The sequence below is a fragment of the Pseudomonas sp. efr-133-TYG-23 genome, from assembly GCF_030209215.1.
GTDB lineage: Bacteria > Pseudomonadota > Gammaproteobacteria > Pseudomonadales > Pseudomonadaceae > Aquipseudomonas > Aquipseudomonas rhodesiae.
In genome coordinates this window covers 200,478-224,129 of the sequence record NZ_JARVSL010000018.1, presented here as the reverse complement: position 1 = coordinate 224,129, position 23,652 = coordinate 200,478, and the positions used below count along the sequence as shown (strand labels likewise).

Annotated in this window: 21 protein-coding genes and 1 pseudogene; 3 read left to right on the top strand and 19 right to left on the bottom strand. The window is 62.7% G+C overall.

Annotated features, from left to right (window positions below; genetic code table 11):
- Position 1: 1 nt before the first annotated feature.
- From QRN41_RS12595 to QRN41_RS12540, 12 genes are read right to left on the bottom strand one after another with little or no spacing between them, the layout of a single operon-like run.
- Entirely contained in the window at positions 2-2,320 is a 2,319-nt protein-coding gene (locus QRN41_RS12595) for an MMPL family transporter (RefSeq protein WP_167416756.1), read from the bottom strand.
- On the bottom strand, positions 2,304-2,894 hold the full coding sequence (locus tag QRN41_RS12590) for an outer membrane lipoprotein carrier protein LolA (protein ID WP_167416757.1): 591 nt from the start codon (positions 2,892-2,894) through the stop codon (positions 2,304-2,306). The genes QRN41_RS12595 and QRN41_RS12590 overlap by 17 nt, the downstream gene beginning before the upstream one ends.
- Positions 2,891-3,316, bottom strand: coding sequence for an acyl-CoA thioesterase (locus QRN41_RS12585; protein ID WP_167416758.1), 426 nt, complete (start codon positions 3,314-3,316; stop codon positions 2,891-2,893). The genes QRN41_RS12590 and QRN41_RS12585 overlap by 4 nt, the downstream gene beginning before the upstream one ends.
- Positions 3,309-4,850, bottom strand: coding sequence for an HAL/PAL/TAL family ammonia-lyase (locus QRN41_RS12580; RefSeq protein ID WP_167416759.1), 1,542 nt, complete (start codon positions 4,848-4,850; stop codon positions 3,309-3,311). Before QRN41_RS12580 ends, QRN41_RS12585 begins: the two co-directional genes overlap by 8 nt.
- The gene (locus QRN41_RS12575) at positions 4,834-5,769 is read right to left on the bottom strand and encodes a lysophospholipid acyltransferase family protein (protein ID WP_167416760.1); all 936 of its coding nucleotides are present in this window, start codon (positions 5,767-5,769) and stop codon (positions 4,834-4,836) included. The genes QRN41_RS12580 and QRN41_RS12575 overlap by 17 nt, the downstream gene beginning before the upstream one ends.
- Positions 5,766-6,500: a glycosyltransferase family 2 protein gene (locus QRN41_RS12570; protein ID WP_167416761.1), complete on the bottom strand. Its 735-nt coding sequence runs from the start codon at positions 6,498-6,500 to the stop codon at positions 5,766-5,768. The genes QRN41_RS12575 and QRN41_RS12570 overlap by 4 nt, the downstream gene beginning before the upstream one ends.
- Entirely contained in the window at positions 6,493-8,157 is a 1,665-nt protein-coding gene (locus QRN41_RS12565; protein WP_167416762.1) for an acyl-CoA synthetase family protein, read from the bottom strand. The genes QRN41_RS12570 and QRN41_RS12565 overlap by 8 nt, the downstream gene beginning before the upstream one ends.
- Positions 8,154-8,699, bottom strand: coding sequence for a COG4648 family protein (locus tag QRN41_RS12560; RefSeq protein WP_167416763.1), 546 nt, complete (start codon positions 8,697-8,699; stop codon positions 8,154-8,156). Before QRN41_RS12560 ends, QRN41_RS12565 begins: the two co-directional genes overlap by 4 nt.
- A complete protein-coding gene (locus QRN41_RS12555; protein ID WP_003209389.1) occupies positions 8,696-8,950 on the bottom strand; it encodes an acyl carrier protein in 255 nt (84 codons plus the stop codon). Before QRN41_RS12555 ends, QRN41_RS12560 begins: the two co-directional genes overlap by 4 nt.
- Before the next feature lie 9 nt (positions 8,951-8,959).
- Complete coding sequence (locus QRN41_RS12550) at positions 8,960-9,229, bottom strand: phosphopantetheine-binding protein (protein ID WP_167416764.1); 270 nt, start codon at positions 9,227-9,229, stop codon at positions 8,960-8,962.
- The gene (locus QRN41_RS12545; RefSeq protein ID WP_167416765.1) at positions 9,207-10,019 is read right to left on the bottom strand and encodes a lysophospholipid acyltransferase family protein; all 813 of its coding nucleotides are present in this window, start codon (positions 10,017-10,019) and stop codon (positions 9,207-9,209) included. Before QRN41_RS12545 ends, QRN41_RS12550 begins: the two co-directional genes overlap by 23 nt.
- On the bottom strand, positions 9,995-10,714 hold the full coding sequence (locus tag QRN41_RS12540) for a beta-ketoacyl synthase chain length factor (protein ID WP_167416766.1): 720 nt from the start codon (positions 10,712-10,714) through the stop codon (positions 9,995-9,997). Before QRN41_RS12540 ends, QRN41_RS12545 begins: the two co-directional genes overlap by 25 nt.
- A 337-nt stretch (positions 10,715-11,051) precedes the next feature.
- Between QRN41_RS12540 and QRN41_RS12535 the strand changes: the two genes are divergently transcribed.
- The gene (locus QRN41_RS12535) at positions 11,052-11,822 is read left to right on the top strand and encodes a ParA family protein (protein WP_040265801.1); all 771 of its coding nucleotides are present in this window, start codon (positions 11,052-11,054) and stop codon (positions 11,820-11,822) included.
- Positions 11,823-11,898: 76 nt separating this feature from the next.
- Here the strand turns inward: QRN41_RS12535 and trxC are convergent, their stop codons facing one another.
- The 6 genes and pseudogenes from trxC to QRN41_RS26320 form a co-directional block, all read right to left on the bottom strand.
- On the bottom strand, positions 11,899-12,333 hold the full coding sequence (trxC, locus tag QRN41_RS12530) for a thioredoxin TrxC (RefSeq protein ID WP_034095537.1): 435 nt from the start codon (positions 12,331-12,333) through the stop codon (positions 11,899-11,901).
- A gap of 88 nt (positions 12,334-12,421) precedes the next feature.
- Positions 12,422-13,885, bottom strand: coding sequence for a protein adenylyltransferase SelO (gene selO / locus QRN41_RS12525; protein WP_167416767.1), 1,464 nt, complete (start codon positions 13,883-13,885; stop codon positions 12,422-12,424).
- A gap of 48 nt (positions 13,886-13,933) precedes the next feature.
- On the bottom strand, positions 13,934-17,317 hold the full coding sequence (mscK, locus tag QRN41_RS12520; protein ID WP_167416768.1) for a mechanosensitive channel MscK: 3,384 nt from the start codon (positions 17,315-17,317) through the stop codon (positions 13,934-13,936).
- Positions 17,318-17,366: 49 nt separating this feature from the next.
- The gene (locus QRN41_RS12515) at positions 17,367-19,109 is read right to left on the bottom strand and encodes a potassium/proton antiporter (RefSeq protein ID WP_034095540.1); all 1,743 of its coding nucleotides are present in this window, start codon (positions 19,107-19,109) and stop codon (positions 17,367-17,369) included.
- A gap of 235 nt (positions 19,110-19,344) precedes the next feature.
- Positions 19,345-20,208: a methyl-accepting chemotaxis protein gene (locus QRN41_RS26325; RefSeq protein WP_431607606.1), complete on the bottom strand. Its 864-nt coding sequence runs from the start codon at positions 20,206-20,208 to the stop codon at positions 19,345-19,347.
- Positions 20,200-20,955, bottom strand: a pseudogene (locus tag QRN41_RS26320) (MCP four helix bundle domain-containing protein); the annotation flags it as partial. The pseudogene QRN41_RS26320 and the gene QRN41_RS26325, both read right to left, overlap by 9 nt.
- Positions 20,956-21,246: 291 nt before the next feature.
- Between QRN41_RS26320 and QRN41_RS12505 the strand changes: the two are divergent.
- The gene (locus QRN41_RS12505) at positions 21,247-21,477 is read left to right on the top strand and encodes a hypothetical protein (RefSeq protein ID WP_034095541.1); all 231 of its coding nucleotides are present in this window, start codon (positions 21,247-21,249) and stop codon (positions 21,475-21,477) included.
- A complete protein-coding gene (locus QRN41_RS12500) occupies positions 21,474-21,764 on the top strand; it encodes a cell division protein ZapA (protein WP_034111467.1) in 291 nt (96 codons plus the stop codon). The genes QRN41_RS12505 and QRN41_RS12500 overlap by 4 nt, the downstream gene beginning before the upstream one ends.
- On the opposite strand, the gene QRN41_RS12495 is transcribed toward QRN41_RS12500, so the two are convergent.
- On the bottom strand, positions 21,761-23,563 hold the full coding sequence (locus QRN41_RS12495) for an acyl-CoA dehydrogenase (RefSeq protein WP_034095543.1): 1,803 nt from the start codon (positions 23,561-23,563) through the stop codon (positions 21,761-21,763). The two genes, QRN41_RS12500 and QRN41_RS12495, sit on opposite strands and share 4 nt — an antisense overlap.
- Positions 23,564-23,652: the final 89 nt, after the last annotated feature.

Sequence of the window (23,652 nt, the reverse complement as noted above, 5' to 3'; positions counted from 1 at the left end):
TTCATAAGGCATGTTTCTGTTGGCCGGCCCAGGGCGCCAGCATAAAGCTGAACGCCAGGCCCAGGCTGACCGATAGACCGAAATTACTGACTGCGGGCGTACTCGACACCGCCAGCAGGCCGAACGACAACCATGTCGTCAGCGCCGCCAGCAGTGTTCCTAGCAGGCTGACCGCAGCGCCGCCGATCTGTTCGCGCATCAGGATCGCGTAGTCGACACTGATCGCCGTCACCAGCAGCAGGCCGAACAGGCTGAACAGCGTCAACGGCTGGCCCAGCCAACCGAGGCTGGCCAGGCTGCACAGCGCGGCGAGCAATGGCAGCGCGACGATACGCAACGCACCGCCGAGGCCAAACGGCACGATCAGCAGGATGACGATCAACCCGCACGACAGCAGTTTCAATTCAGCGGCGCTGATCTGCGTGGCGGCGAACACCCGATTCAAGTCGCCCAGGCGATCCACCAGTTGCACGCCTGGCAGGTCCGCCGCCTGCGCGTGCAGCAACGCTGGGTTGTTCAAGCCTTGCAGGCTGACCATCGTCGCCACACCGCCGTCCACCGGGCCCAGCCACAGGGTGCGCCAGGGTTCGGCCAGCGGGCCCGCTAAGGCGGCATCGATATCTTCGGTGGGCAGGGCCTGCAATTGCGCGATTTCGGCGTGCAGGGCACTGGCGGGAACGCCGAGGTCCAGCAGCGGCTGCCAATGCTGCGGCAGGCGGTTCAACGCGTCACGCACTTGCTGTTGCTCGGCGGGGCGACTGACCAATTGGTTGAGGGCCAGGTAGCCTTGCAGTTTGTTCATGTTCACCAGTTGATCCAGGCGCTGGCCCAGCGTGTCCAGGCGCTCCAGCAACTGGGGTTGATCCGGCGCGCGCACCAGAAAGAACTGGCTGGTGGGCTGGAACCCGGTGATGCGCGCCACGGCCTGGGCCTCCTGGAGCAACTGCGGCGGCGCGCCGATCCATTGGCGAATGTCGTTCTTGGTGTTCAGCTGCCACAGGCCGCCTGCGCAAAACAGCAGCACCAGTGCCAGCAATACGGCACTCGGGACGCGCTTGAGCAAGGCAACGCGCAGTTGCCACAGGCGTTCGGCGATGCGCAGCGGCCATTGCGCTGGGCGCAGTTCGACGCCGTTGAGCAGCGCCGGCAACAGGCACACCGCCGACAGGTAGGCACCCACCAGCCCGGCGGCGGAGAACACGGCGATCTGGGTCAGTGCCGGGAACGGTGTCCAGGCCAGCGCCAGGTAGCCGATGCAACTGGTCGCCAGGCTCAGGCTCAGCCCCGGCAGCGTCAGGCGCAGCGCCGGCCAACTGCGCCACGGTTGCAGGCTCCAGCTTTTGGACAGGTAGTGCAGCGGGTAATCCACGGCCACGCCGATCAGGCTGGAACCCAGCACCAACGTCATCACATGCATATGGTCGAACAGCGCCACACACGCCACCGCGCCGAACAACATCCCCACCAGTACCGGCACGAACGCCAGCAGCACGCGCCAGCGCCGGAACGCCAGCAACAGCAGCAACAGGATGCCCACGGTCGCACCGCCGCCGACCCAGGTGATTTCGCGAGTGGCCTGTTGCTGACCGTTGGCGGCGTACAACAGGCCGCTGGCGGCCAGCAATTGCGCGCCATGCTCGCCGGCCTCGGCGCGGCTGGCTTGGAGCAGGTCCGCCACGCGCAGTGGCAGGTGCATGTCGAAGGCGTTGCCGGTGGTGCGCGCGCGCAGCAGCACCCAGCTCTTGCCGTCGGCATCGGCAATCAGCGCGCCGCTGCCGATGTCCAGTTGCACCGAGCCACGTTGCGGCTGGCTGTTCTGGATGCGCCCGGTCAGGCCCAGCCAATCCTCCTGGCTGGGCACCAGGCTGAACCCGGTGAAGGGGTCGAACAGCGCCTGCACCCGCTGCTGAATGAAGGCGTCGGGGTGTTCGATCAACTGTTCGCGGTCTTTGCCCGACAGTATCGCCAGGCGCCCGCGCAGCAGTTGCTCGCGCAGCGCCGGCAGGTCGGCTTGCAGGTTCCACTGCACTGTTTCAAACAGGCCGCTGGCCTGCCAACGCTCACCCAACTGTTGGGCAACGGCCACTGCCTGCTGGCGATCGGTGTGGCCCACCAGCACCAGCATCTCGCGGTTCAGCGGCTCCTGCATGCGCTGCTCGGCTTGCAGTTCCAGGGCATCCGGCGTGCTGCCGGGCACCAGCTCCATCAGGTTGGCCGACAGCGGCGCGCCATGACGCCACTGCCAGCCGGCCAGGGCCAGTACGGCCACCAGCAGGATCAGGAACAGGCGCGGCAACTGGCGCTCACTGAGCAAAGTCATGCTGCTGCGCATCGCTGAGGGGAAGGTCGGCGCGGCAGTCCTGCATGCGCAGTACGGTGCTGTCGCCCTGGGTTTCCAGCAATTCGATGGTCTGCACCAGCGCGCCGCCATTGATGTTGATCTGGTTGAACACCTGCTTGAGCAGCAGCGAGCGTGGGATCAAGGTCAGCGTCCATTGCGTGGCCTCGCCTTGAAGGTGCAGCTCGAAGTCCCGTTGCAGGCCACTGCTGTCGCCTTGCAGCACGGCGAGGAACAAGCGATTCTGCTCGGCGCCGGCGCTCTTGTTCGGCAGCAGCTGCCAGCCATTGGCATCACGGCGGGCGATGCCTTGGGCGCTGATGCGGTAATCCTGTTGCAGCGGCGTCTTGAGCAGCCACAGCAGGCCGTGGTCCTTGGCCAGGACGAAGGTGCCTTTGCTGACCAATGGCTGCGGCAGGGCGCGCAGGTGTTTTTCCTGGATAAAGCTGCCGTGGATCACCGAGGGTTTGGCCAACTGATCGCTGAGTTGTTGCAGGTCGAAGGCGTGGGCTTGAAGCGACAGCAGCAACGCACCGAGGAAGGTGATCAGTTTCATGACAAGGCCCTGTCGACGGCGTCGATGAAGACTTTGGGGGACGCCAGCTGCATCTCGCGAGTGGCGATGTCTACCGCCACCTGCACGGTGCTGGCGCGGGTCAGGCGCTCGCCGCTGGCCCGGTCGGTAATCAGGTAATTGACCTTCAAGCGGTTCTCCCACTCCACCAGGCTGGCGCGCACGTTGAGGGTCTGGCCGAACACCGCCCCGCGCACATAGCGCAGCTGCATGTCGATGACCGGCCAGGCATAGCCCGAGTCGAGCATGTGCGTGTAGTTGTGGCCGATCTTGTCCAGCAACGCGCAGCGTGCCACTTCCAGGTATTTCACGTAGTGCCCGTGCCACACCACGTGCATGGTGTCGACATCGAAAAACGGCACGAGGATCTCGGTGTCGCAGTGCAACACGCCCTGACTACGCATGCAGCCTCCAGTGTTGTTCGGCGATGCGTTGCAGACACAGGCGCAGCTCGCCTTCCAGGGCGCGGTCTTCGATCACCGGCGGGAAGTCCTTGGCCAGTTCCGCGTGCATGGCCGCCAGGGCCGGTGGCAGCGGGCGGGCATCGTCAGCCTGGGCACGCAGCCACACGCCTTGATTGGCGGCCAGCAGGGTGGCGGCGGCAACCTGCTCGGTCAGCTCCAGCACGCGGATCGCATCGCGAGCGGCGATGGTGCCCATGCTGACTTTGTCTTGGTTGTGGCATTCGGTGGAACGTGAAAACACGCTGGCCGGCATGGTGTTTTTCAGCGCTTCGGCGGTCCAGGCGCTGGTGCCGATCTGCACCGCCTTGAAGCCGTGGTTGATCATGGCGCGATCCGCCGGCGCGCCGGACAGGTTGCTCGGTAGGCCGTGGTTGTAGCGCACGTCCACCAGCAGGGCCAGTTGTCGGTCGAGCAGGTCGGCGACGTTGGCCACCAGGGTCTTGAGGCTGTCCATGGCAAAAGCGATATGCCCGCCGTAGAAATGCCCGCCGTGCAGCACGCGTTCTTCTTCGGCGTCGATGATCGGGTTGTCGTTGGCGCTATTGAGCTCGGTCTCGATAAACCCGCGCAACCAGCCCAGGCTGTCGGCCAGCACCCCGAGCACGTGGGGCGCGCAGCGCAGCGAGTAGCGGTCCTGCAGGCGATGCAGCGGCGCGGTCGGTGCGTCGATGGCCAAGTCCTGGCGCAACCACGCGGCGACTTGCATCTGACCCGGGTGCGGCTTGGCGGCGAACAGTCGTTCGTCAAAGTGCTCGGGGTTACCTTGCAGCGCCACCACGTTCAGCGCGGTAATGCGCGTGGCCAGTTGCAGCAGATAGTCGGCGCGGGCAAACGCCAGGCACGCCAGGCCGGTCATCACGGCGGTGCCGTTCATCAAGGCCAGGGCTTCCTTGGGGCGCAGCACCAGCGGCTGCCAACCCAGTTCGCGATGCACATCGGCGGCCGCGCGGCGCTCGCCACGGAACAGCACTTCACGTTCGCCGGACAGGGTCGCGGCCACGTAGGACAGCGGCGTCAGGTCGCCGCTGGCGCCCACCGAGCCTTCTTCCGGGATCAGCGGCAGTACGTCGTGTTCAACAAACGCTTGCAGGCGCTCCAGCAGTTCAACGCGCACCCCGGACACGCCGTGGCACAGCGACTGCAAGCGCGCGGCCAGCACCGCACGGGTGGCCTGGGCGTCGAGCAATTTGCCCAAGCCGCAGCCGTGGAAGGTGTACAGGTGACGGGGCAGGGCTTCGACATGCTGCAACGGTACCGCCACCACGCAAGAGTCGCCGTAGCCGGTGGTCACGCCGTAGATCACGCCTTCCTTGTCCAGCAGCGAGTCGAGGAACTGCGCGCCCTTGGCGATGCGCTGGCGATAGGCCGCGTCGCCTTGCAACTGGGTAGGCACCTGACGGTTGGCCAGGGCCAGCACGTCTTCGATGCGCAGGGGGCGTTCGCCAAAGGTTACCGGCTCAAGATGCGTCGTCATCGGTCTTCCAGAAAGGGTAAAAGTTGAACCATTGTTGGGGCGCTTCCAGGCAGAAATCAGCCAGGCGCGCGGCGTAGCGTGAGGTCCACTGGGCGATGACCTGCTCGCGGGTGCTGCGTTTCCATTCGATCGATGGCGCGAACGGCTCGATGGTCAGGCGATAACGGCCATTGTGCTTGAGGCACATCAGCAGGTTCACCGGGCAGTTGAGCAGGCCGGCCAAGAGCCAAGGGCCCTGGGGAAATGCGGCGGCATGCCCGAGGAAATCCACGCGCACCGTGCGCCCGCCGTGCAGCGGCACGCGGTCGCCGGCAATCGCCAGCCATTCGCCTTCGTCCAGGCGCTGGCTGAGCAACAGCATGGTGGCCGGGTCCAGCTCGCTGACCTGGATCAGGCGCAAATGGGTCGCGCCGGCTTCGCCCAGCAAACGGTTGAAACGTTCGGCGTGCTTGGTGTGTACCAGCACGTTCATGGTCACTTGTTCGCCGATTTCCGCCAGGGCGCGGCACACTTCCAGATTGCCCAGGTGCGCCCCCACCAGCATCTGCCCGCGCTCGCCGCGCAATTGCGCGCGTAGTTTGGCCGGGTCGTTGATATCGATTTGTTCGATGCGCAGCTTGCCGTTCCACACATCGAGCTTGTCGAGCAGGGCGTCGGCGAAGGCCATGAACTGGCCGAAGACTTTTCTATGGGAGGGGCGCAGTTCATCGCGCCCGCTCCACTCGGCCAGGCGTTGCTGGTACTGCCAGGCGCTCTGGCGCGCGGTGCGGCCGAACACGAAGAAGTACAAAACGATGCCGTACAGCACCGGGCTCAGCAGGCGCCGGCCCAGCACTTTGGCGGCGAACGCGGTGAGTTTCATCAGCCAGTAGCTGCCGCGTTCTTCGCGGTCGGCCCAGTGCTTGGTGCTGTCGCTCATGCCTGCCACCGCCGCCACAGGATCATCGGCGCGCGCACCAGCATGCCGAAGAACAAACGCGTGTGCATGGCGCTGATGCGCACGTTGTCGTGGAACAGCCGGAAGTGCGACAGGCCATCGGCCGGGTAGTGGACTTGGGTGGGCAGCCAGCGCATTGGTTGGTTGCGCCAGGCCAGGCGCACCAGGATGTCCGAGTCGAAGTCCATGCGCGTGCCGATGTAGGCCGAGTTCATCAGTGCCAACACCGGGGCCAGCGGGTACACGCGAAAGCCGCACATAGAGTCGCGGATTTGCAGCGACAGGGTGTTGATCCACACCCACACATGGGTCAGGTAGCGAGCGTACAGGCGGCCTTTGGGCACGCTGTCGTCGTATTCGGGGTAGCCGCAGATCAGCGCGTCGGGCTGGCGGCGGGAGGCGTCGATAAAAGTCTCGACTTCGCGCAGGTCGTGTTGGCCGTCGGCATCGACCTGCAAGGCATGGGTAAAGCCCTGGCGTGCGGCCTCACGAAAACCGGCCATCACCGCGCCGCCCTTGCCCTGGTTGGTCGGCAGGGTCAGCAGGGTGACATTCTCCAGCCGCGCCAATTGCGCCAGCACCGCTGCGCAGGCCGGGCTGCTGCCATCGTCCACCAACAGGCACGGCAGGCCGCTTTTCAATAGGCTATGGACCACGGCGGGCACGGCGGCTTCGTGGTTATAGACCGGGATCAGGGCGCAGGGCTTATGCATGGGCGGCTTCCAATTGGATGCGGCCGCTGGAACAGGCCGCGATGCCGTTGCGGTAGGCGAAATACAGCTTGCCGCGCTCTGCGTCGAAGCGCAGGTGCAGTTCGATCCGGTCGCCCGGGCGTATCAGTTGCTGGAACTTGAGCACTTCCATACCGGCAAAGGTCGACGGCAAATCCAGCAGTTGTTGGCCGAGGTTGAATGCCCACTCCACCTGCACCACTCCCGGCAATACCGGAGTGACCGGGAAATGCCCGCTGAAATAGGCCAGGTCCGGCGGCACGCTCAGTTGCAGTGTCCACTCGCCGTTAGCTTCAACCTGTTCCAACACCTGCGGCGCCTTGGGCCGTGGCGCCATGAGCAGCGCCGCCACGTCGGCCTGGGGCAGTTTGCCTTGGGCGTTGAGTGGCAGTTGGCTCAGCAGGCGCCAGCGGCGTGGCAGGGCCAGGGCTTCGCAATGTTGGCTCAAGTGCCGGCGCAGGGTCTGGGTAACGCTGCGCCGGCCCTGATTGCGCAGTGCATGCAGGCCGGCGGCGCTCAGCACCACCAGCGCGCCGAGGGACGCGCGGCTTTCCTGAACCACGCCCAATCGCGTTTCGGCGACCCATGGATGGGTCATCAAGGCCTGTTCGAGCATGGGCAGGGAGATACGTTTTTCTTCCAGCTTGACGATGCGGTCCAGACGTCCCAGCAGCTCGAAGCGGCCATCGGCATGCAGGCGCGCGGCGTCGGCGGTCTGCTCGATATGCCCAGGGGGCAGGTACGGCGACGCGATGCGCAGGGCGCCGTCGGCATCCTGGCTCAGGTGCACATCGGCAAACGGCTGCCAAGGTCGGTTAGCCTGGCGCCAGGCGATGCCGCCGGTTTCCGAACTGCCGAGGATTTCCGTGGGCCATTGCCGCAAGCGCTCATACAGACTGCTGGCGGCTTCCATCGGCAGCGCACCGCCGGATGAGAACACCCGCGCCACTTGGCTCAATGCCGGCCAATCGAGGTTGTCGCCCATGCGCTTGAGCAGCGCCGGGCTGGCCACCCAGGCGAACCGGGCGTGTTCGCGGCTGGCGCGCTGCAAATCTTCGGGGAAGGCCAGTTGTTGACGTACAAATGTGCGACCGGCGCACAGCGGCCACAACACGCGGAACAGCAAGCCGTAGATATGCTGCGTGGCGACGCTGCCGATGATGCAGGCACCGTCGAGGTCGGCGCCCCACAAGGTTTCCAGGGCCTGCACTTCGTTGGCCAACTGGCGCAGGGTCTTGTCGATGCGCTTGGGTTCGCCGCTGGAGCCGGAGGTGCACAGGCTCAATTGGCAGGTGTCCAGGTCCAGCGCGGACGGGCTCAGGGCAGTCTGATACAAGGCGTCGAGGTCCGCGGCCTCGGTCAGCCAGGCGTCGACGGCGTCGGCCCAGCGTTGACGGGTTTGGGGCTGCAGGTCGGCGGGCAGCAACACGCTGACCCCGGCACGCCAGGCTCCCAGTAGGGCGATTGCCAGCAGGCCGGCATCTTCCAGATGCACGGCCACGCGTTGGATGCCACGGCGTTGCAGCCCGGCGCCCAGGCGCAAGGCCTGGTCCCACAGTTGGGCGTGATTCAGGTCTGCGCACACCGAACGCTGCGCCACCGGCTCAAGCAACAGATGCTCAAGGTTCAACCAATTCATACGCGGCCCCGCACCCTTTGTCGTACCAGCCATTCCACGGCAAACAGCAGCCCCATCAGCCCGTAGGCGATCAGGCCGTTGTACAACGTCCACCAGCTCAGCGGTGCCCACAAGGTGAGGGCGGCCGCGAGCAGGCCGTTAGCTAAGAAGAAAACACTCCAGACCACCGTGACCTGGCGCGTGTACACAATTGCCTCGGGCGGCAGCTGCGGTTCCGTCATCCGCGCCAGGCGCTCAACAATCGGTGGGCCGTATTTCAGGCTCAAGCCGAACAGCGTGAGCATGAACGCACTGACCAGGCTCGGGTACCAGCGCAACAGCAGCGGGTTGTCGAACCAGGCCAGCAACAGGCAGAACACGATCACCGCCACCGCCATCCAACGGCTGCCAGGGCGCCGCGTAGCGGTGAGCGCCCGCAACAGCCATAGGCTGCCCAGCAGCAGGCCGAATTGCCACGGCGCAAAATGCTCGGTGCCGTAATACACCGCGAAGGGGTACAGCAGCCCCGCCAGCAACAGGCCAAGGCCGATCAGCCGGCTCATGCGGCTGGTTGGACCAGACGGTACACCGCCTCAACCACATCGTTCACGGTGCGCACGGCCTTGAACTCCTCGGCAGCAATCTTCTTGCCGGTCTGGCGCTTGATATGGTCGATCAGGTCCACCGCATCGATGCTGTCGATTTCCAGGTCCTGGTACAGGTTGGCGTCGAGGGTCACGCGTTCAGGTTCCAGTTCGAACAGTTCCACCAAGGCATCGCGCAGGGTGTTGAAAATATCGTCACGAGTTTGCATGGTCCGGTCTCAAGCTGCCTGGCGGGCCGTGACGAACGCCGCAAGGCTGGCCACGTTGGTGAAGTGGTTGCGAGTGTCCTTGGCGTCGGCATCGATCTTGATGCCGTACTTTTTCTGGATGGCCAGGCCCAGTTCCAGGGCGTCCACCGAATCCAGGCCCAAGCCTTCGCCGAACAGGATCTGGTCGCTGGGGATATCTTCCGCGCCGATGTCTTCCAGGCCCAGGGCCTCGATGATCAGCGTCTTTATGTCGTGCTCAAGGCGTTGTTTGTCGCTCATCTTCGGCGAGCTCCTTAATGAAATAGTGGTGCAGGTAATCGTTGAGCTTGCGTGAAGCCTGGGGCGCGGGGCCCAGTGCAGCGAACGCCTGTGGTTCTATATCGGCGCCAACCCGCAAACTGAAGTGCACGCGGCGTTTAGGAATGCGATACCAGGGTTCGGCCTTGGTCAGGGTGGTGGGGCTGACCTTGATCACGACGGGGGTGATGATTGTCGCACCTCGCAATGCAATGGCGGCGCCCCCGCGATGAAAGGCCGGCGCGGCACCGGGAGTGGTGCGGGTGCCTTCGGGAAAGATGATCAGGGTTTGCCCGCTTTGCAGTGCAGCGGCGGCGGCATCGAGCATCTCGGCGCTGCCGTCGTTGCTGATATAGCCGGCGTCGCGCACCGGCCCGCGGGTGAAGGGGTCCTGCCACAGGCTCTGCTTGACCACGCAATTGGCCTGGCGCACCAGGCCGATCAGAAACACCACATCGATCAGCGACGGGTGGTTGGCAATGATCATCTGGCCGGGGCGTCCGAGTTTTTCCGCGCCTTCGACGCTATAAGTCAGCACGCCCGCGCGTTGCATCAGGCGGATAAAGAACCAGAACAGCCAACTGATGGTGTGCCGCGCGCGCCCTCGATGCCGGGCCGCACTGCCTGGCAGGCAACTGAGCAGGGGGAACACCAGCAGGCGCAAGCACAGCCCACCGAAACCGAACAGCACGAAGCTGGCAGCGGTGGCGAACAGGCGCCAGTAGTAGGCGTCCCGGGGCTTGTTGGTCATGGCTTGCGTTGCCAATTCCATACGCGGTTCTTCCAGGCATGTTGGCAGGCACCCTGGTCGGTGAGCAGGGCGCGCAGCAGGTTCAGGGCGTGGGGCCACTGGGTTTGAGTGGCTTGGACACTGCCGGTGGTGAGTTCCAGTTGCCACTCGTCGCCTGGGGTGAGCAACAGGCCGAGTGCATACGGAAACGGCACGTCATGGATCCAACTGGTATAGGCGGCGGGCGGCTGTTCTTCGGTGATCACCAGCAGCACCGCCGGCGCGCCTTCCTGGAGCAGCGCGGCGGCTTCGAGCAGACCGTGTTCCAGGCCGTCGCCGGCGGCAGCGAGGGCGGTCATCTCGCTGGTTTCATTACGCAGGATCGACCACAGGCCGATCACGGCGTTGTGCACCGATAGGCTGAACTGGGTCGGCGACAGCGGTTGTTCGTGGGCCAGGTCGCTGAGGATATCGAGGGTGCGCGGGGTTTCGCCGTGGCGCGAAATGAACACCAGCGGCAGGTCTTGAAGGCCCTCGGCCAGCGGCCAGCCCACACTGAACGCCATGCGCGCCAGACGGCTCAAGCGCCGACGTTGTATTGCCGGCAGAAATGACACATCGGGAGAAGCTTCGCTTTCAGGCAGCAACACCGGGGCCTGGCACCACGCGTGCCAGTCGTCCGCACTCTCCAGGCCAGGGGCCCAGGCGCGCCATTGGGCGATGTTGAAATTGATCACTGAGAAGTTATCCCGCCCCTGCGGGCTTCCATGTGCGGCATTTGGCCCCGAATACCGGGACAGGCAGCAAGCGCCGAATGGCGCGCATTATCCGGGTGCCGTGGGGTTCTAGCAAACATTGGTAAAAAAATGTTCAAGGCCGATTACAAAATCGTGGGAAAGATTTGCAGATTGTCCGTTACCCAGGCGCTAGTTGGGCTGTCGGACCCTTCCTAAACCTTCGTGTGTGACGTACTACGGCTTTCGGTCGATGCAGCAGTGCATGGATGAACGAGGTAGCTAACAGGCGCTTTTGCCCTCTACACTCGGACATTCATTGATACACGGAGGTTTTTCCATGCGGCGTGTGGTGTTCAATCAGAAAGGCGGCGTGGGCAAATCCAGCATCGCCTGCAACCTGGCGGCGGTCAGCGCCAGCGAAGGCTATCGAACCCTGTTGGTTGACCTGGATGCACAAGCCAACTCTACCCAGTACCTGACCGGCCTGACTGGGGACGATATCCCCATGGGGATCGCCGATTTTTTCAAGCAAACCCTGTCTTCCGGACCGTTTTCCAAGAAGAACAAGGTGGATATCTACGAAACGCCCTTCGATAACCTGCATGTGATCACCGCTACCGCCGAGTTGGCGGACCTGCAGCCCAAGCTCGAAGCCAAGCACAAGATCAACAAGTTGCGAAAACTGCTGGACGAGCTGGACGACGATTACGACCGCATTTACCTCGATACCCCGCCAGCCTTGAATTTCTATGCGGTTTCGGCGCTGATTGCCGCTGATCGCGTATTGATCCCCTTCGATTGCGACAGTTTCTCGCGCCAGGCGCTGTACGGTCTGTTGGCGGAAATCGAAGAGTTGAAAGAAGACCATAACGAAGGGCTGGAAGTAGAAGGCATTGTGGTCAACCAATTCCAGGCCCGCGCCAGCTTGCCGCAACAGATGCTCGACGAGTTGATCGCCGAAGGCCTGCCGGTGCTGCCGGTGTACCTGGCCAGTTCGGTGCGCATGCGCGAGTCGCACCAGGAAAGCCGCCCGCTGATCCACCTGGACCCACGGCATAAGCTGACTCAGCAATTTGTGGAACTGCATAACCTGCTGGAAAACGCCTGACCTTCAAGCACCACACAGATCCAAGGTGGGAGGGGGTTGCCCCCCACCCACGGCGTCCAGCATTGTCTCGGTGCGGTTATATCCCCTGGCTACGCAACCAGCTCATCAATTGCGGCAGCGGAAACGCGCCGCTCTGGCGCGCCACTTCGCGGCCGTTCTTGAACAGGATCAAGCTGGGGATCGAGCGAATCCCCAATTGCGCCGACAACTGCTGGTTGGCCTCGCTGTCGAGCTTGGCCAGGCGGCACTTGCCTTCCAGCTGACCGGCTGCTTGTTCAAACACCGGCGCAAACGACTTGCACGGCCCGCACCAGTCGGCCCACACGTCCACCAACAGCGGCAGATCGCCCTTGATCTGGCTGGCGTAGTCGCCTTGTTTCAACTCAAACGGCTTGTTCAGCAATACGGGTTGCTTGCAACGCCCGCATTTGGGCGCATCACCCAGGCGTTCGCCGGGGATGCGGTTGAGGCCGTTGCAATGGGGGCAAGGGATGACAAGAGGTTCGGACATGATGGGCTCCTGGGGATGGCCAATGGATTCTATTTGGCGCCGCCGCCGGTGTTTATCAAGGTAGCCAGCTGGGGTCGACCTCTCGATTTCACGACGAGCAACTGATTTCCAGGTGTTTGCCCCAATCCGGAGGCCGCTGCGCGTACTGTTCCATGCCGGGCTGTTCCTCGAACGGCTTGCTCAGCACCTCATGTAGCCGCCGCACTTCGCTGTAATCGCCTGACTCGGCGGCGGTAATGGCGTTTTGTGCGAGGTAGTTACGCAGGATGTACAGCGGGTTGACCGCGTGCATGCGTTCGCGGCGTTGTTCTTCGGTGTAGTCGCCGTTCCGTGTGATCCGCGCTGTGTACAGCTTGGCCCAGGCATCGAACCCGGCCAGGTCGACAAAGTCATCACGCAAGCGGCTCACGGCCAGCGCGGCCGGTTCATCCCCCAGGCGGCGGAAGAACAAGGTGTAGTCCACGCCACTGTTCTGCATCAGTTGCAGCAGGCGTTCCACCAATTTCTGGTCAGCCTCTTCGGCCGTGGTAAGGCCCAGGCGGCGGCGCATCAAGTCCAGGTAATGGGCTTGGTACAGCGGCAGGAATAAACCCAGCGTTTCCTTCAAGGCATCGACGCTGATAAACGGCGTGAGCGCCTGGGCCAGCGCGCTGAGGTTCCATTGGCCAATCGGCACCTGGTTGCTGAAGGAATAGCGCCCTTCATGGTCGGAGTGGTTGCAGATGAAGTGCGCGTCGAAATCATCCAGAAACGCAAACGGCCCGAAGTCGAAGGTAATGCCCAGGATCGACATATTGTCAGTGTTCATCACCCCGTGGCAGAAACCATAGGCCTGCCATTTAGCGATCAGTTCGGCGTTGCGCTCGACGATTTCGCGGAACATCGCCAGGTACGGCTCCGGCTGTTCGCGGCATTCGGGGTAGTGCAGGTTGAGTACGTGCTCGGCCAGTTGCGCCAACTGCTCGGACTTTTGGGTGTAATAGAAATATTCGAAATGCCCGAAGCGGATATGGCTCGGCGCCAAGCGCAGCAGCATGGCGCCGCGCTCCTGTTTCTCGCGCCATACGGGTGTGTCGGAGCCGATCACGCACAGCGCGCGGCTGCTGGGGATGCCCAGCGCGTGCAGCGCCTCGGATGCGAGAAACTCACGGATCGACGAGCGCAAAACCGCGCGGCCATCGCCCATGCGCGAGTAAGGCGTCATTCCCGCACCTTTGAGGTGCAGGTCCCAGTGCTCGCCGGCGGCGTTGTATGCCTCGCCCAGCAGCAAGCCGCGGCCATCGCCCAGTTGTGGGCTGTAGCCGCCGAACTGATGGCCGGAATACACCATCGCCCGGGGCTCTGCTTCGGCCCACAGTTTGTGGCCGCCAAACAGCTCGGCGAACAGCGGCGTGTCGGCCACCGATGGGTCGAGGTCGAGCAAGGCCATGGCCGCAGGACTGGCCACTACCAGGCGCGGCTTGTCGAGAGGTTCGGGCAGAACGTGGGTTGAAAACGCGTCGCCCAGGCGTGCGAAGCGGTTGTCGAAGGTCAGGTCGTCGAGGGCTTTCACCGGCCATCTCCAGCAGAATGTCCGAGCATTCTGCTGGGGATAGAGGGTTTAGTCGAGTTTGCTCGGCGGCGGTTCCGGTGCATCGACGACTTTGCCGGCGGGCGGCTCGGGGGCATCCGTGCTCGGTTGCGCGCCGACGATGGTCTTACGCTCGTCCTCCACCGGCACTAGTTTGTACTCCTGCCCGTGCATATTCTTGAGGTACACCTCCATCTGCCGGAACGAGATGTTGATGTGCTGTTTCTTGAATTCGCGGTTGATGTAGCGGTTGACCTCGTCCAGCACCGGGTTGCGGTCGCCCAGGTCACGCACATGCATGCGCAGTTCGTGGTCCAGGGTGCTTTCGCCGAAGTTGAGGAAGTACACGTGGGGTTCCGGATCTTTCAGAACCCGTGGGTTTTCCCTGGCGGCCTTGAGTAACAATTCCTTCACCAGGTCCAGGTCGGAGCCGTAGTCCACCCCCAGTTTCAAGGTCACGCGGGTGATGGTGTCGGTCAGCGACCAGTTGATCAGTTGCCCAGTGATGAAAGTTTTGTTCGGGACAATGATGTCCTTGCGGTCGAAGTCGGTAATCGTAGTGGCGCGGATGCGGATCTTGCTCACCGTGCCCGACAGGTTGCCGATGGTGATGGTGTCGCCGATACGCACCGGGCGTTCGAACAGAATCATGATGCCGGAGATAAAGTTGGCGAAGATCTCCTGCATACCGAAGCCCAACCCCACCGACAGCGCCGCCACCAGCCATTGCAACTTGTCCCAGCTCACGCCGAGGGTAGAGAGGGTTGAGACAAAGCCCACGCCGGCAATGATGTAGGACAGCAAGGTAGTGGTGGCGTAGGCGCTGCCCTGGGCCAGATCCAGTTTGGACAGCACCAACACTTCCAGCAGGCCGGGCAGGTTGCGCGCCAGGGCGAAGGTGATGCCGATGATGATCAGCGCGCCGAGCAAATCGCCGATGCTGATAGGCACCATGCTGATATTCGCGCCAGTGCCGCTGGTGTATTCGTACAGGGTGACGTTGTCCAGGTAGGAAAATACCGAGATCAGATCCGACCACACCCAGTACAACGCCGCAATAAAGCCGCCGAGCAGGGCCAGGCGGATCAGGCGCATGGACTGTTCGTTGACCTGTTCGATATCCAGTGTCGGCTCTTCGATCACCGCTTCGCCATCGCCGGCCTCCTTGGCCGCCTGACGTTTGGCCAGGGCGCGGGAGTAGGCCAGGCGACGGGCCGCCACGCCCAGGCCACGGACGAAGGTGGCTTCGATCACCAGCCAGAACATCAGCAGGTACAGGGTATTGATCAAGCGGTCGCTGAGTTTGAGGGCGGTGTAGTAGTAGCCGAAGCACACCGCGATAAACAGTGCGATAGGCAGTGCGGTAAACAACAGGCCCACGGCTTTGCGAAACAACGATGCTTTTTCGTGGGTGGGGCTGTGGAGCAGCAGGCGACCCAGCAGCCAGGCCATCAGCGCGTAGCAGGTCAGCACCACGCCGATGCCCAGCACGTCGTCGGCCAGCGCCGCCGGTTGGTGCTCGGCGATAGCGACCACGGCCACCAGGGCCAATACCACCAGGCCGAGCTTGCGCACCCAGCCCTGGAGGAATTCGACCTGGGGTTTTTCCCAGCGGAAGTGCAGTTCCGCCACGCCACCAGGCGCGAGAATCCGGTAAGCGGTGTAGAACACTAGCCACGCCTGGGCCAATTGCAACAGGGCCGAGCCCAGGTTGGCGTTCTGCCCGCGTGCGTCGATCTGCAGCGCGTAGCCGCATAGGGCCAGGCCCAGGGACACCGGCATTGCCAGCAAAATATTGATCAAAATGGCCTGCGGCGTATGCCACTGGCTGTCGCGCTTGAAGTGGCCGATGTCCAGATGGACCTTATTCAGGCGCTGATACAGGGCCTTGCGGCGCCACAGCAGCGCGCCGATCAACAGCAGCAGCGGCAGGAACAGCAGCGGGCGCTGGATCAGGCCGTCATACAACTCGCTGAGGCTGGAGGCCCACGGCAGGGTGGTGATTTGCTTGCTCAGGTGCGCCGGTACGGTTTCCAGCCACTCGGTGTCCAGCGGCTTATTGCTGGGAATCCAGAACATCTGCTCGTCCAGCGTCGCGCGCAGGGTGGTGGCGGTGCTGAGCAGTTGTTTCTGGTTCAGTTGCAGGGTGATGGATTCGTTCAGCAACGCGCTCAACTCGCGGCTCAGGCGTTCGAGCAAGTCGCTGCGGGTGATCGCCAGTTCCAGCAGGGTGCGCCGCAGTTGCGGGGTCACGTCGTCCGGGGGCTGGTTGGCCAGCAGGTTATCCACATAAGCGCTGGGGGAGCTGATCAGCTCGCGCTGCTGGTTGACCTCAAACTGATACAGCCGAATGTTGGCGATATCGTCCGCCAGGTCACGGTCCACCGTGAGACGCGGCAGGGCTTGTTTCTGTTTGTAGAGAATTTTGGACAGCAGCAGGCTGCCCTTGAGCACGTTGATCTGCTCGTCCAGCGCCGAATCGCTCTGAGTGACGGCGTCCAGCTGTTGTTTGGTTTGCAGGTTTTTCTGCGTCAGGTCGTTGAGGCGGTCGGTGCTTTTGAGCAGGTAGTCGGACAGCTTCAGGTTGGCTGCGCTTTCCGAGGCCAGCAGGCTGCTGCCGCCGGCTTTCTGCGCCTCGATGGACTGTTGGGTCACCGTCTGCTGGCTCTGGGCCAGACGCTTCTGATTGATCAGGGTTTGCAGATCCTGGATTTCCTGTTCCAGGCGCGCGGTCTTTTCCTGGATCAGGTCGTGCTGGCTGTTGCCCAGGTCTTGCAACTGACTGTTGCCCGCCAGTTCCTGACGCCGCAGCGGGATCAGCGCATTCAGGGCCGCCAATTCGGCGTTCAACTGATTGCGTTGGTCGCTGCTCAGGGCTTTGCCGTTGTCCTTGCCGGACTTGAGAGTAGCGTTGATCTGCTGGATGCGCGTCTGGCTGCTGCTGATTTCGGTCTGGGCGCGCTCTGGGCGGGTTTGGGCGGCGATGGTCAGGCTGTTGGCGTCGGCCAGTTCTTTTTGCAGGTCGCCTTGCTGGGTGCTGCGCTGCACCAGCAGCTGTTCCAACTGCGGGATCGGCAGGCTGGCATACCGCTGGGCCACTGGAATGATTTTGGTGGCCTTGAGCCGTGTCAGCTCGCGCTGGTTTTCGCTGGTCTGGCGCGGGGCGTCGTCCAGCTGTCGCTTGAGATCGACCAGGCGCTGCTCGTAATCCTGCTTGTTGCTCAGATACGTGAGAGTTTGCTGCAGGATGGTCTGCAGCGCCTTCATATCGGCATCGGGCAGTTTGCGGTCGGGCAGCTTGTCCAGGGATTGCTGGATGGCGTCGGCGCTGGGCGGGTCGGCAGCGTAGACGTTGCCGACGCAAAGGGTCAGACCCAGCAGGGCAGTGGCGAGAAAAGAGCGCAGGATTGGCATAGAGACCGGTCGAGCTAGTGAAGAATCGGGGGCGTTGTCGCCCCGCAGTTTAGAGGAAGAGTCCGGGCCCCGGGCGACTTCCTTCGGGGAATCTGACGCCCACTTTGCCGATCTTGTTCCCGTCCATGACCGCGACGGTCCAGATGGTGTTGTTCCACTCCACCTGGTCGCCCACCACCGGGGCGCCGCCGACTTTTTGGGTGATGAACTGGCTTAGCGGCGTATCCGGGTCGATACCTTCGAGCTTGAGGCCATACAGCGCCGACACCGCGCCCAGCTGGGCGTCGCCTTCCAGCACGAAATCGCCGAAGAAGCGCAGGTCCAGACCACGCTGCGGCGCCTGGCTGAACAGCTTGCCCAGGGCCGGCAGGTTGTGTTCGTGGCCGATTACGCAGAGCAGATCATCGACTTCCAGCACCGTACTACCCGACGGATGGAGCAGTTGCTGGCCACGAAAGAGGGCGGCGATGCGCGTGCCTTCGGGCATTTTCAACTCGCGCAGGGCCGCGCCGATGCACCATTTCTCCGCGCCCAGGCGGTAGACGAACAGTTCCCACTCGCTGGTGACGTGGACTTCCAGTGCCGCCCGTGAGATCGGCGCCGGGTCCGGTGGCACCGTGACTTTAAGCAGCTTGGCCACCCACGGCAGGCTCGTGCCCTGTACCAGCAGCGACACCAGCACGATAAAGAACGCCAGGTTGAAATACAGCTGGGCATGGGGCAGGCCAGCCATCAGCGGGAACACCGCCAGAATGATCGGCACCGCGCCGCGCAGGCCGACCCAGGCGATAAAGGCTTTTTCGCGGCCGTGGAAGGCCTTGAAGGGCAGCAGGCCGACCATCACCGACAACGGCCGCGCGAAGAGGATCATCCACAGCGCCAGGCCCAGGGCCGGCAGGGCGATGGGCAGCAGATCGTGGGGCGTGACCAGCAGGCCCAGCACCAGGAACATGCCGATCTGCGCCAGCCAGGCCATGCCATCGAGCATATGCAAGATGCCGTGACGGCTGCGCACCGGGCGGTTGCCGATCACCAGGCCGCACAGGTACACCGCGAGGAAGCCGCTGCCGTGGAAGGCGTTGGTCAGGGCAAAGACGAACAGGCCGCCAGCGATCACCAGAATCGGATAGAGGCCGGTGGCCAGGTTGATGCGATTGACCATCTGCAACATCAGCCAGCCGCCGCCCAATCCGACCAGGCCGCCGATGCCGAATTCGCGCACCAGATGGGTCAGTAGGCTCCAGTGCAGGCCAGTCTGGCCGCTGGCGAGCATGTCGATCAGGGTGACAGTGAGAAACACCGCCATCGGGTCGTTGCTGCCGGATTCGATTTCCAGGCTGGCGCTGACCCGCTCGTTCAAGCCCTTGCCGCCCAGCAGCGAGAACACCGCCGCGGCGTCCGTGGAGCCGACAATCGCGCCGATCAGTAAGCCTTGGATAATGTTGAGGTTGAACAGCCAGGCCGCTGCCATGCCGGTGAGGCCGGTGGTAATCAACACCCCCACCGTGGCCAGCGACAAGGCCGGCCAAAGCGCCACACGGAAACTCGCTACTCGGGTTCGCAAGCCGCCGTCGAGCAGGATCACGGCCAATGCGAGGTTGCCCACCAGGTAGGCGGTCGGATAGTTGTCGAAGATGATGCCGCCGCCGTCGACGCCGGCGACCATGCCCACGGCCAGGATAATCACCAGAATCGGGATGCCCAGGCGTGATGAAAGAGAACTCACCAGAATGCTCGCACTCACCAGCAACGCGCCGATCAAGAACAGGCTGTTGATGGTCGTCGCATTCAAAGGCAGTACTCCATGAGCTGATACAAAAGACGGGGCGCAAACTGACCATGCAGTCTGCGTGCCAGGGATTCTAACCTGTTGAATTGCTGCCCTGTCAAAAAGCTTTTCCTAATTCCATGGATCCAAATGTGGCAGGGGGCAAGCCCCCGATGGGGGTATGTCAGTCCGCTTATCTGTAACTGGCCCGCCACTATCGGGGGCAAGCCCCTCCCACATTTCAAGCCAGTGCAGGCAGTTAGAGGCGGAAGCGGCCTACCATGCCGTTGAGATCCACCGCCAGGCGCGACAGCTCACCGCTGGCCGCGCTGGTCTGGCTGGCCCCGGTGGCCGATTGCACCGACAAATCACGAATGTTCACCAGGTTGCGGTCCACTTCCCGCGCCACCTGCGCCTGCTCTTCCGCTGCGCTGGCGATCACGAGGTTGCGTTCGTTGATCTCGACGACCGCGCTGTTGATGGTTTCCAGGGACAGCCCTGCACCTTTGGCGATGTTCAGCGTCGATTCCGCGCGCTCGGTGCTGTTGCGCATCGAATCCACCGCGTGCTCGGTGCCGGCTTGGATGCTGCCGATCATCCGCTCGATCTCGCTGGTGGACTGTTGGGTGCGATGGGCCAGGGCACGGACCTCATCGGCGACCACCGCAAATCCACGCCCGGCTTCACCGGCACGGGCGGCCTCAATGGCGGCGTTCAGAGCCAGCAGGTTGGTTTGGTCGGCCAGGCCGCGAATCACGTCCAGCACTTTGCCGATGTCCCGCGACTCAGTGGCCAGGTCACCGATCAAGGTGGCGGTGGCCTGCACGTCGCCGCTCATACGCTCGATGGCGCTGACGGTTTCCTGCACCAGATCGCGGCCGTCGCCGGCGGAGGCGGTGGCGTTGCGTGAGGCTTCGGAGGTGCTCACGGCATTGCGCGCGACTTCCTCGACGGCGCTGGTCATTTCGTTGACCGCGGTGGCGGCCTGTTCAATTTCGTTGTTCTGTCGGGTCAGGCCGCGCGCGCTTTCGTCGGTGACCGCGTTCAGCTCTTCTGCCGCCGACGCCAACTGACTGGCCGAGCCGGCGATGCGTTGCAGGGTGTCGCGCAGTTTGGTCTGCATCTTGGCCATGGCGGCGAGCAGGCGGCCGGCTTCGTCGCTGCCGTCGACCTGGACCGGCTGCGTCAGGTTACCCTCGGCGATGGTCTCGGCGGCATTCAATGCCTGGGAAATCGGCACGGTGATGCTGCGGGTCAGTAGCCAAGCGAACAGCATTGTCAGCGCTGTGGCGATCACCAGCAAACCCACCACCAGGTCAACGGCCAGGTCGTATTGGTCTTTAGCTTCCTGGTTGGTTGCCAACGCCATGGTGTTGTTGATATCCAACAGACGCGTCAGCACCGCGTTGACTTGCTCCGAGTTGCTCAGCAACTCAGTGTTAAGCAGGTTGCGCAGCTCATCTATCTGATTGGCCTGGGACAGGCTCTTCATGCGGGCTTCGATCTGGTGGTACTGGCCAAGCAGTCGCACATATTCATCGTACGCAGCGCGCTCTTCGCGGCTTTCAATCAGCTTTTCGTAGGTAGCCTGTGCGGTGCGGATCTGCTGGTTGCGCAGTTCGAACGCTTCCAGGGTTTTTTGCTGCACGTCCGGTTCACGATTGGTCAACAGGCGGTATGACAGTACCCGCAGGCGCAGGGTCAGTTGGGTGAAGTCATCCAGTGCGCGAATGCTTGGCACGCTGGAGAGGGTGATGTCTTCGGTGGCGGCCCGGATCTTACTCATCTGGTTCAAGGCGAAAACACCGAGAAACAACATGAGGGCACCAATCAACGCAAACCCAAGGAAAGCCCTCGGAGCGATATTCATATTACGAAGCGACATGCTGGAATCCTGGAAGGAGCGCGATCCGTGCGGCCTTGAGACGGGGTGTGCATCGCTATCGGTCGTACGACTAAAGTCTAAAGGGTGCTGTGCGTTTTTGTCGCACCTGACGAGGGGTTGGACGGATTCAGGAACCAGATGGGGGAAATGCAGTCACTAAGGCTCGAAAGCGTGGCCCCACCCTGAAGAACCGGGCTGCGCGCCGGGGATAAGCCTGGCATCCGAGGTGAATTTTCTTTATCGTCACCGCCCTTTTAAAACGCTCGAGAAATCAAAATGTTAGAAGCATCCCTCAGCCAATTGGAACAACTGGTCAATGACCTGGTACAGCAAAACCAAGACCTGCTGGGCAGCAATGAATCCCTCAAGGCAGAACTTGCCCGCGCCAAGGATGAAAACGACAGCCTGCAACTGAACCTGATGGAGCAGGAAGAAAAACACGGCGCCACTGCCGCGCGTATCCAGGCATTGGTTGAGCGCGTGAGCGCAGGTCCCGTGGGCGCATGAACGAAGGGATAAAGGTCGTTTCGATTCTCGGAGAGGATTACTCGATCAAGGCGCCGCCCGGGGAGGACAAAACCCTGATGCACGCCGTGACCATGCTCAAGGCGTCCCTGGCCACTACCAAGAAAAAGTACCCGACCCTGATCGGTGACAAATTACTGGTGCTGGCGGCGCTGAACCTGTGCGCCGAGCAGATCGAAATGCAGCAGGCTCATCAGCAGGAACTCGACCGTTACCAAGAGCAAGTCAGCGCCACGGTCGAGGTGATTTCCAAGGCGATCCAGCCTTAGAACCATTCATCCTGCATCCCCAGGCACGTATCGTCCCGTGCTTCCAGAATCGCCAGTTCATGATGGCAGCTCGGTACTTCCCAGGTCAGGAAGTACCGGGCGGCCTGGAGCTTGCCTTTATAGAACCCTGCATCCGCCGCATTGCCCTTGGCCAGTCCTTCTTCGGCGCGAATCGCTTGTTCCAGCCAGCGCCAGCCAATTACCGTATGCCCGAACACCTTCAGGTACAGCGCCGAGTTCGCCAGGCTGCTGTTGACCTTGCCTTGGGCGAGGTCCGTCAACAGGCCGAGGGTGACGCTTTGCAGTCTGTTAAGCAGGTGTTCCAGCGGTTCACGCAACGCGGTGAGTGACGGGTACTGCTGGGCCCGCGCGCCGGTGTCGGCGATCAGGCGGATCAGTTGCTTGAGCCCCGCGCCGCCGTTCTGCGCCAGCTTGCGCCCCAGCAAGTCCAGGGATTGGATGCCATGGGTGCCCTCGTGGATCGGGTTCAAACGGTTGTCACGGTAGTACTGCTCCACCGGGTATTCACGGGTGTAGCCGTGGCCGCCGAGAATCTGGATCGCCAGCTCGTTGGCCTTGAGGCAGAACTCCGATGGCCAGGATTTGACGATAGGGGTGAGCAGGTCCAGCAATTCGTGGGCCTGTTTGCGTTCCGCTTCATCGGCCAGGGTGGTGGTGTCATCGAACAAGCGCGCCGCGTACAGGCCCAGATCGAAGGCACCTTCCACGTAGGACTTTTGCGTCAGCAGCATGCGCTTGATGTCCGCGTGCTGAATGATCGAGACCGGCGCAGTCGTAGGATCTTTACTGTCGGGCAGACGACCTTGCGGGCGTTCGCGGGCGTATTCCAGCGAGTACAGGTAGCCGGCGTAGCCGAGCATCACCGCGCCCATGCCCACGCCGATGCGCGCCTCGTTCATCATCTGGAACATGCAGCTCAGGCCCTGGTGTGGCTTGCCCACCAGATAGCCCACGCAGTTGCCGTTGTCGCCGAAATTCAGCGCCGTGGACGTGGTGCCGCGCCAGCCCATCTTGTGAAACAGCCCCGCCAGCAACACATCGTTACGCGCGCCCAGGCTACCGTCGTCGTTGACCAGGAATTTAGGCACGATAAACAGCGAAATGCCCTTCACCCCCGGCGGCGCATCCGGCAACTTGGCCAGCACCATGTGCACGATGTTTTCCGACAACGGATGATCGCCGCCGGAAATAAAGATCTTGTTGCCTTTGAGGCGATAGGTGCCGTCGGCCGCAGGTTCGGCGCGTGTACGAATATCCGACAGCGACGAGCCTGCATGGGGCTCGGTCAACGCCATGGTGCCGAAGAAGCGCCCCTCGATCATGGGCTGCAAGAAGCGCTGTTTCTGCTCTTCAGTACCGAAGCTTTCGATCAGGTTGGCCGCGCCCATGGTCAGGAACGGATACGACGTGGACGCCGCGTTGGCCGACTGAAAGTGCGCAAAACAGGCTTGGGACAGCAGGGTCGGCAATTGCATGCCGCCGGCCTCGAAGCTACGCGCCGCGTTGAGAAAACCGGCCTCCAGAAACGCATCCACGGCCGGTTTGACCTCCGGGATCAGGATGGCTTTGCCGTCCTCGTAGCGCGGTTCGTTTTCGTCGTTTTTACGGTTATGGGGCGCGAAGTACTTTTCGGCGATGCTGCGCGCGGTGCTGATGGCTGCATCGAAGGTTTCGCGATTGTGCTCGGCAAACCGCTCGCGCTGGGTCAGGCCCTCGGCATCGAGGACTTCGTACAGCTCGAAAGCCAGATTGCGGGAACTGAGCAGCGTCTCGGACATGGCGGATTACCTTTAGAGGAATTGGCCCGAGTCTAAGTGCGCGAATAAAAGGTGAACAGCAAGATTGATCTAAGTGATGGAGCGGCAGA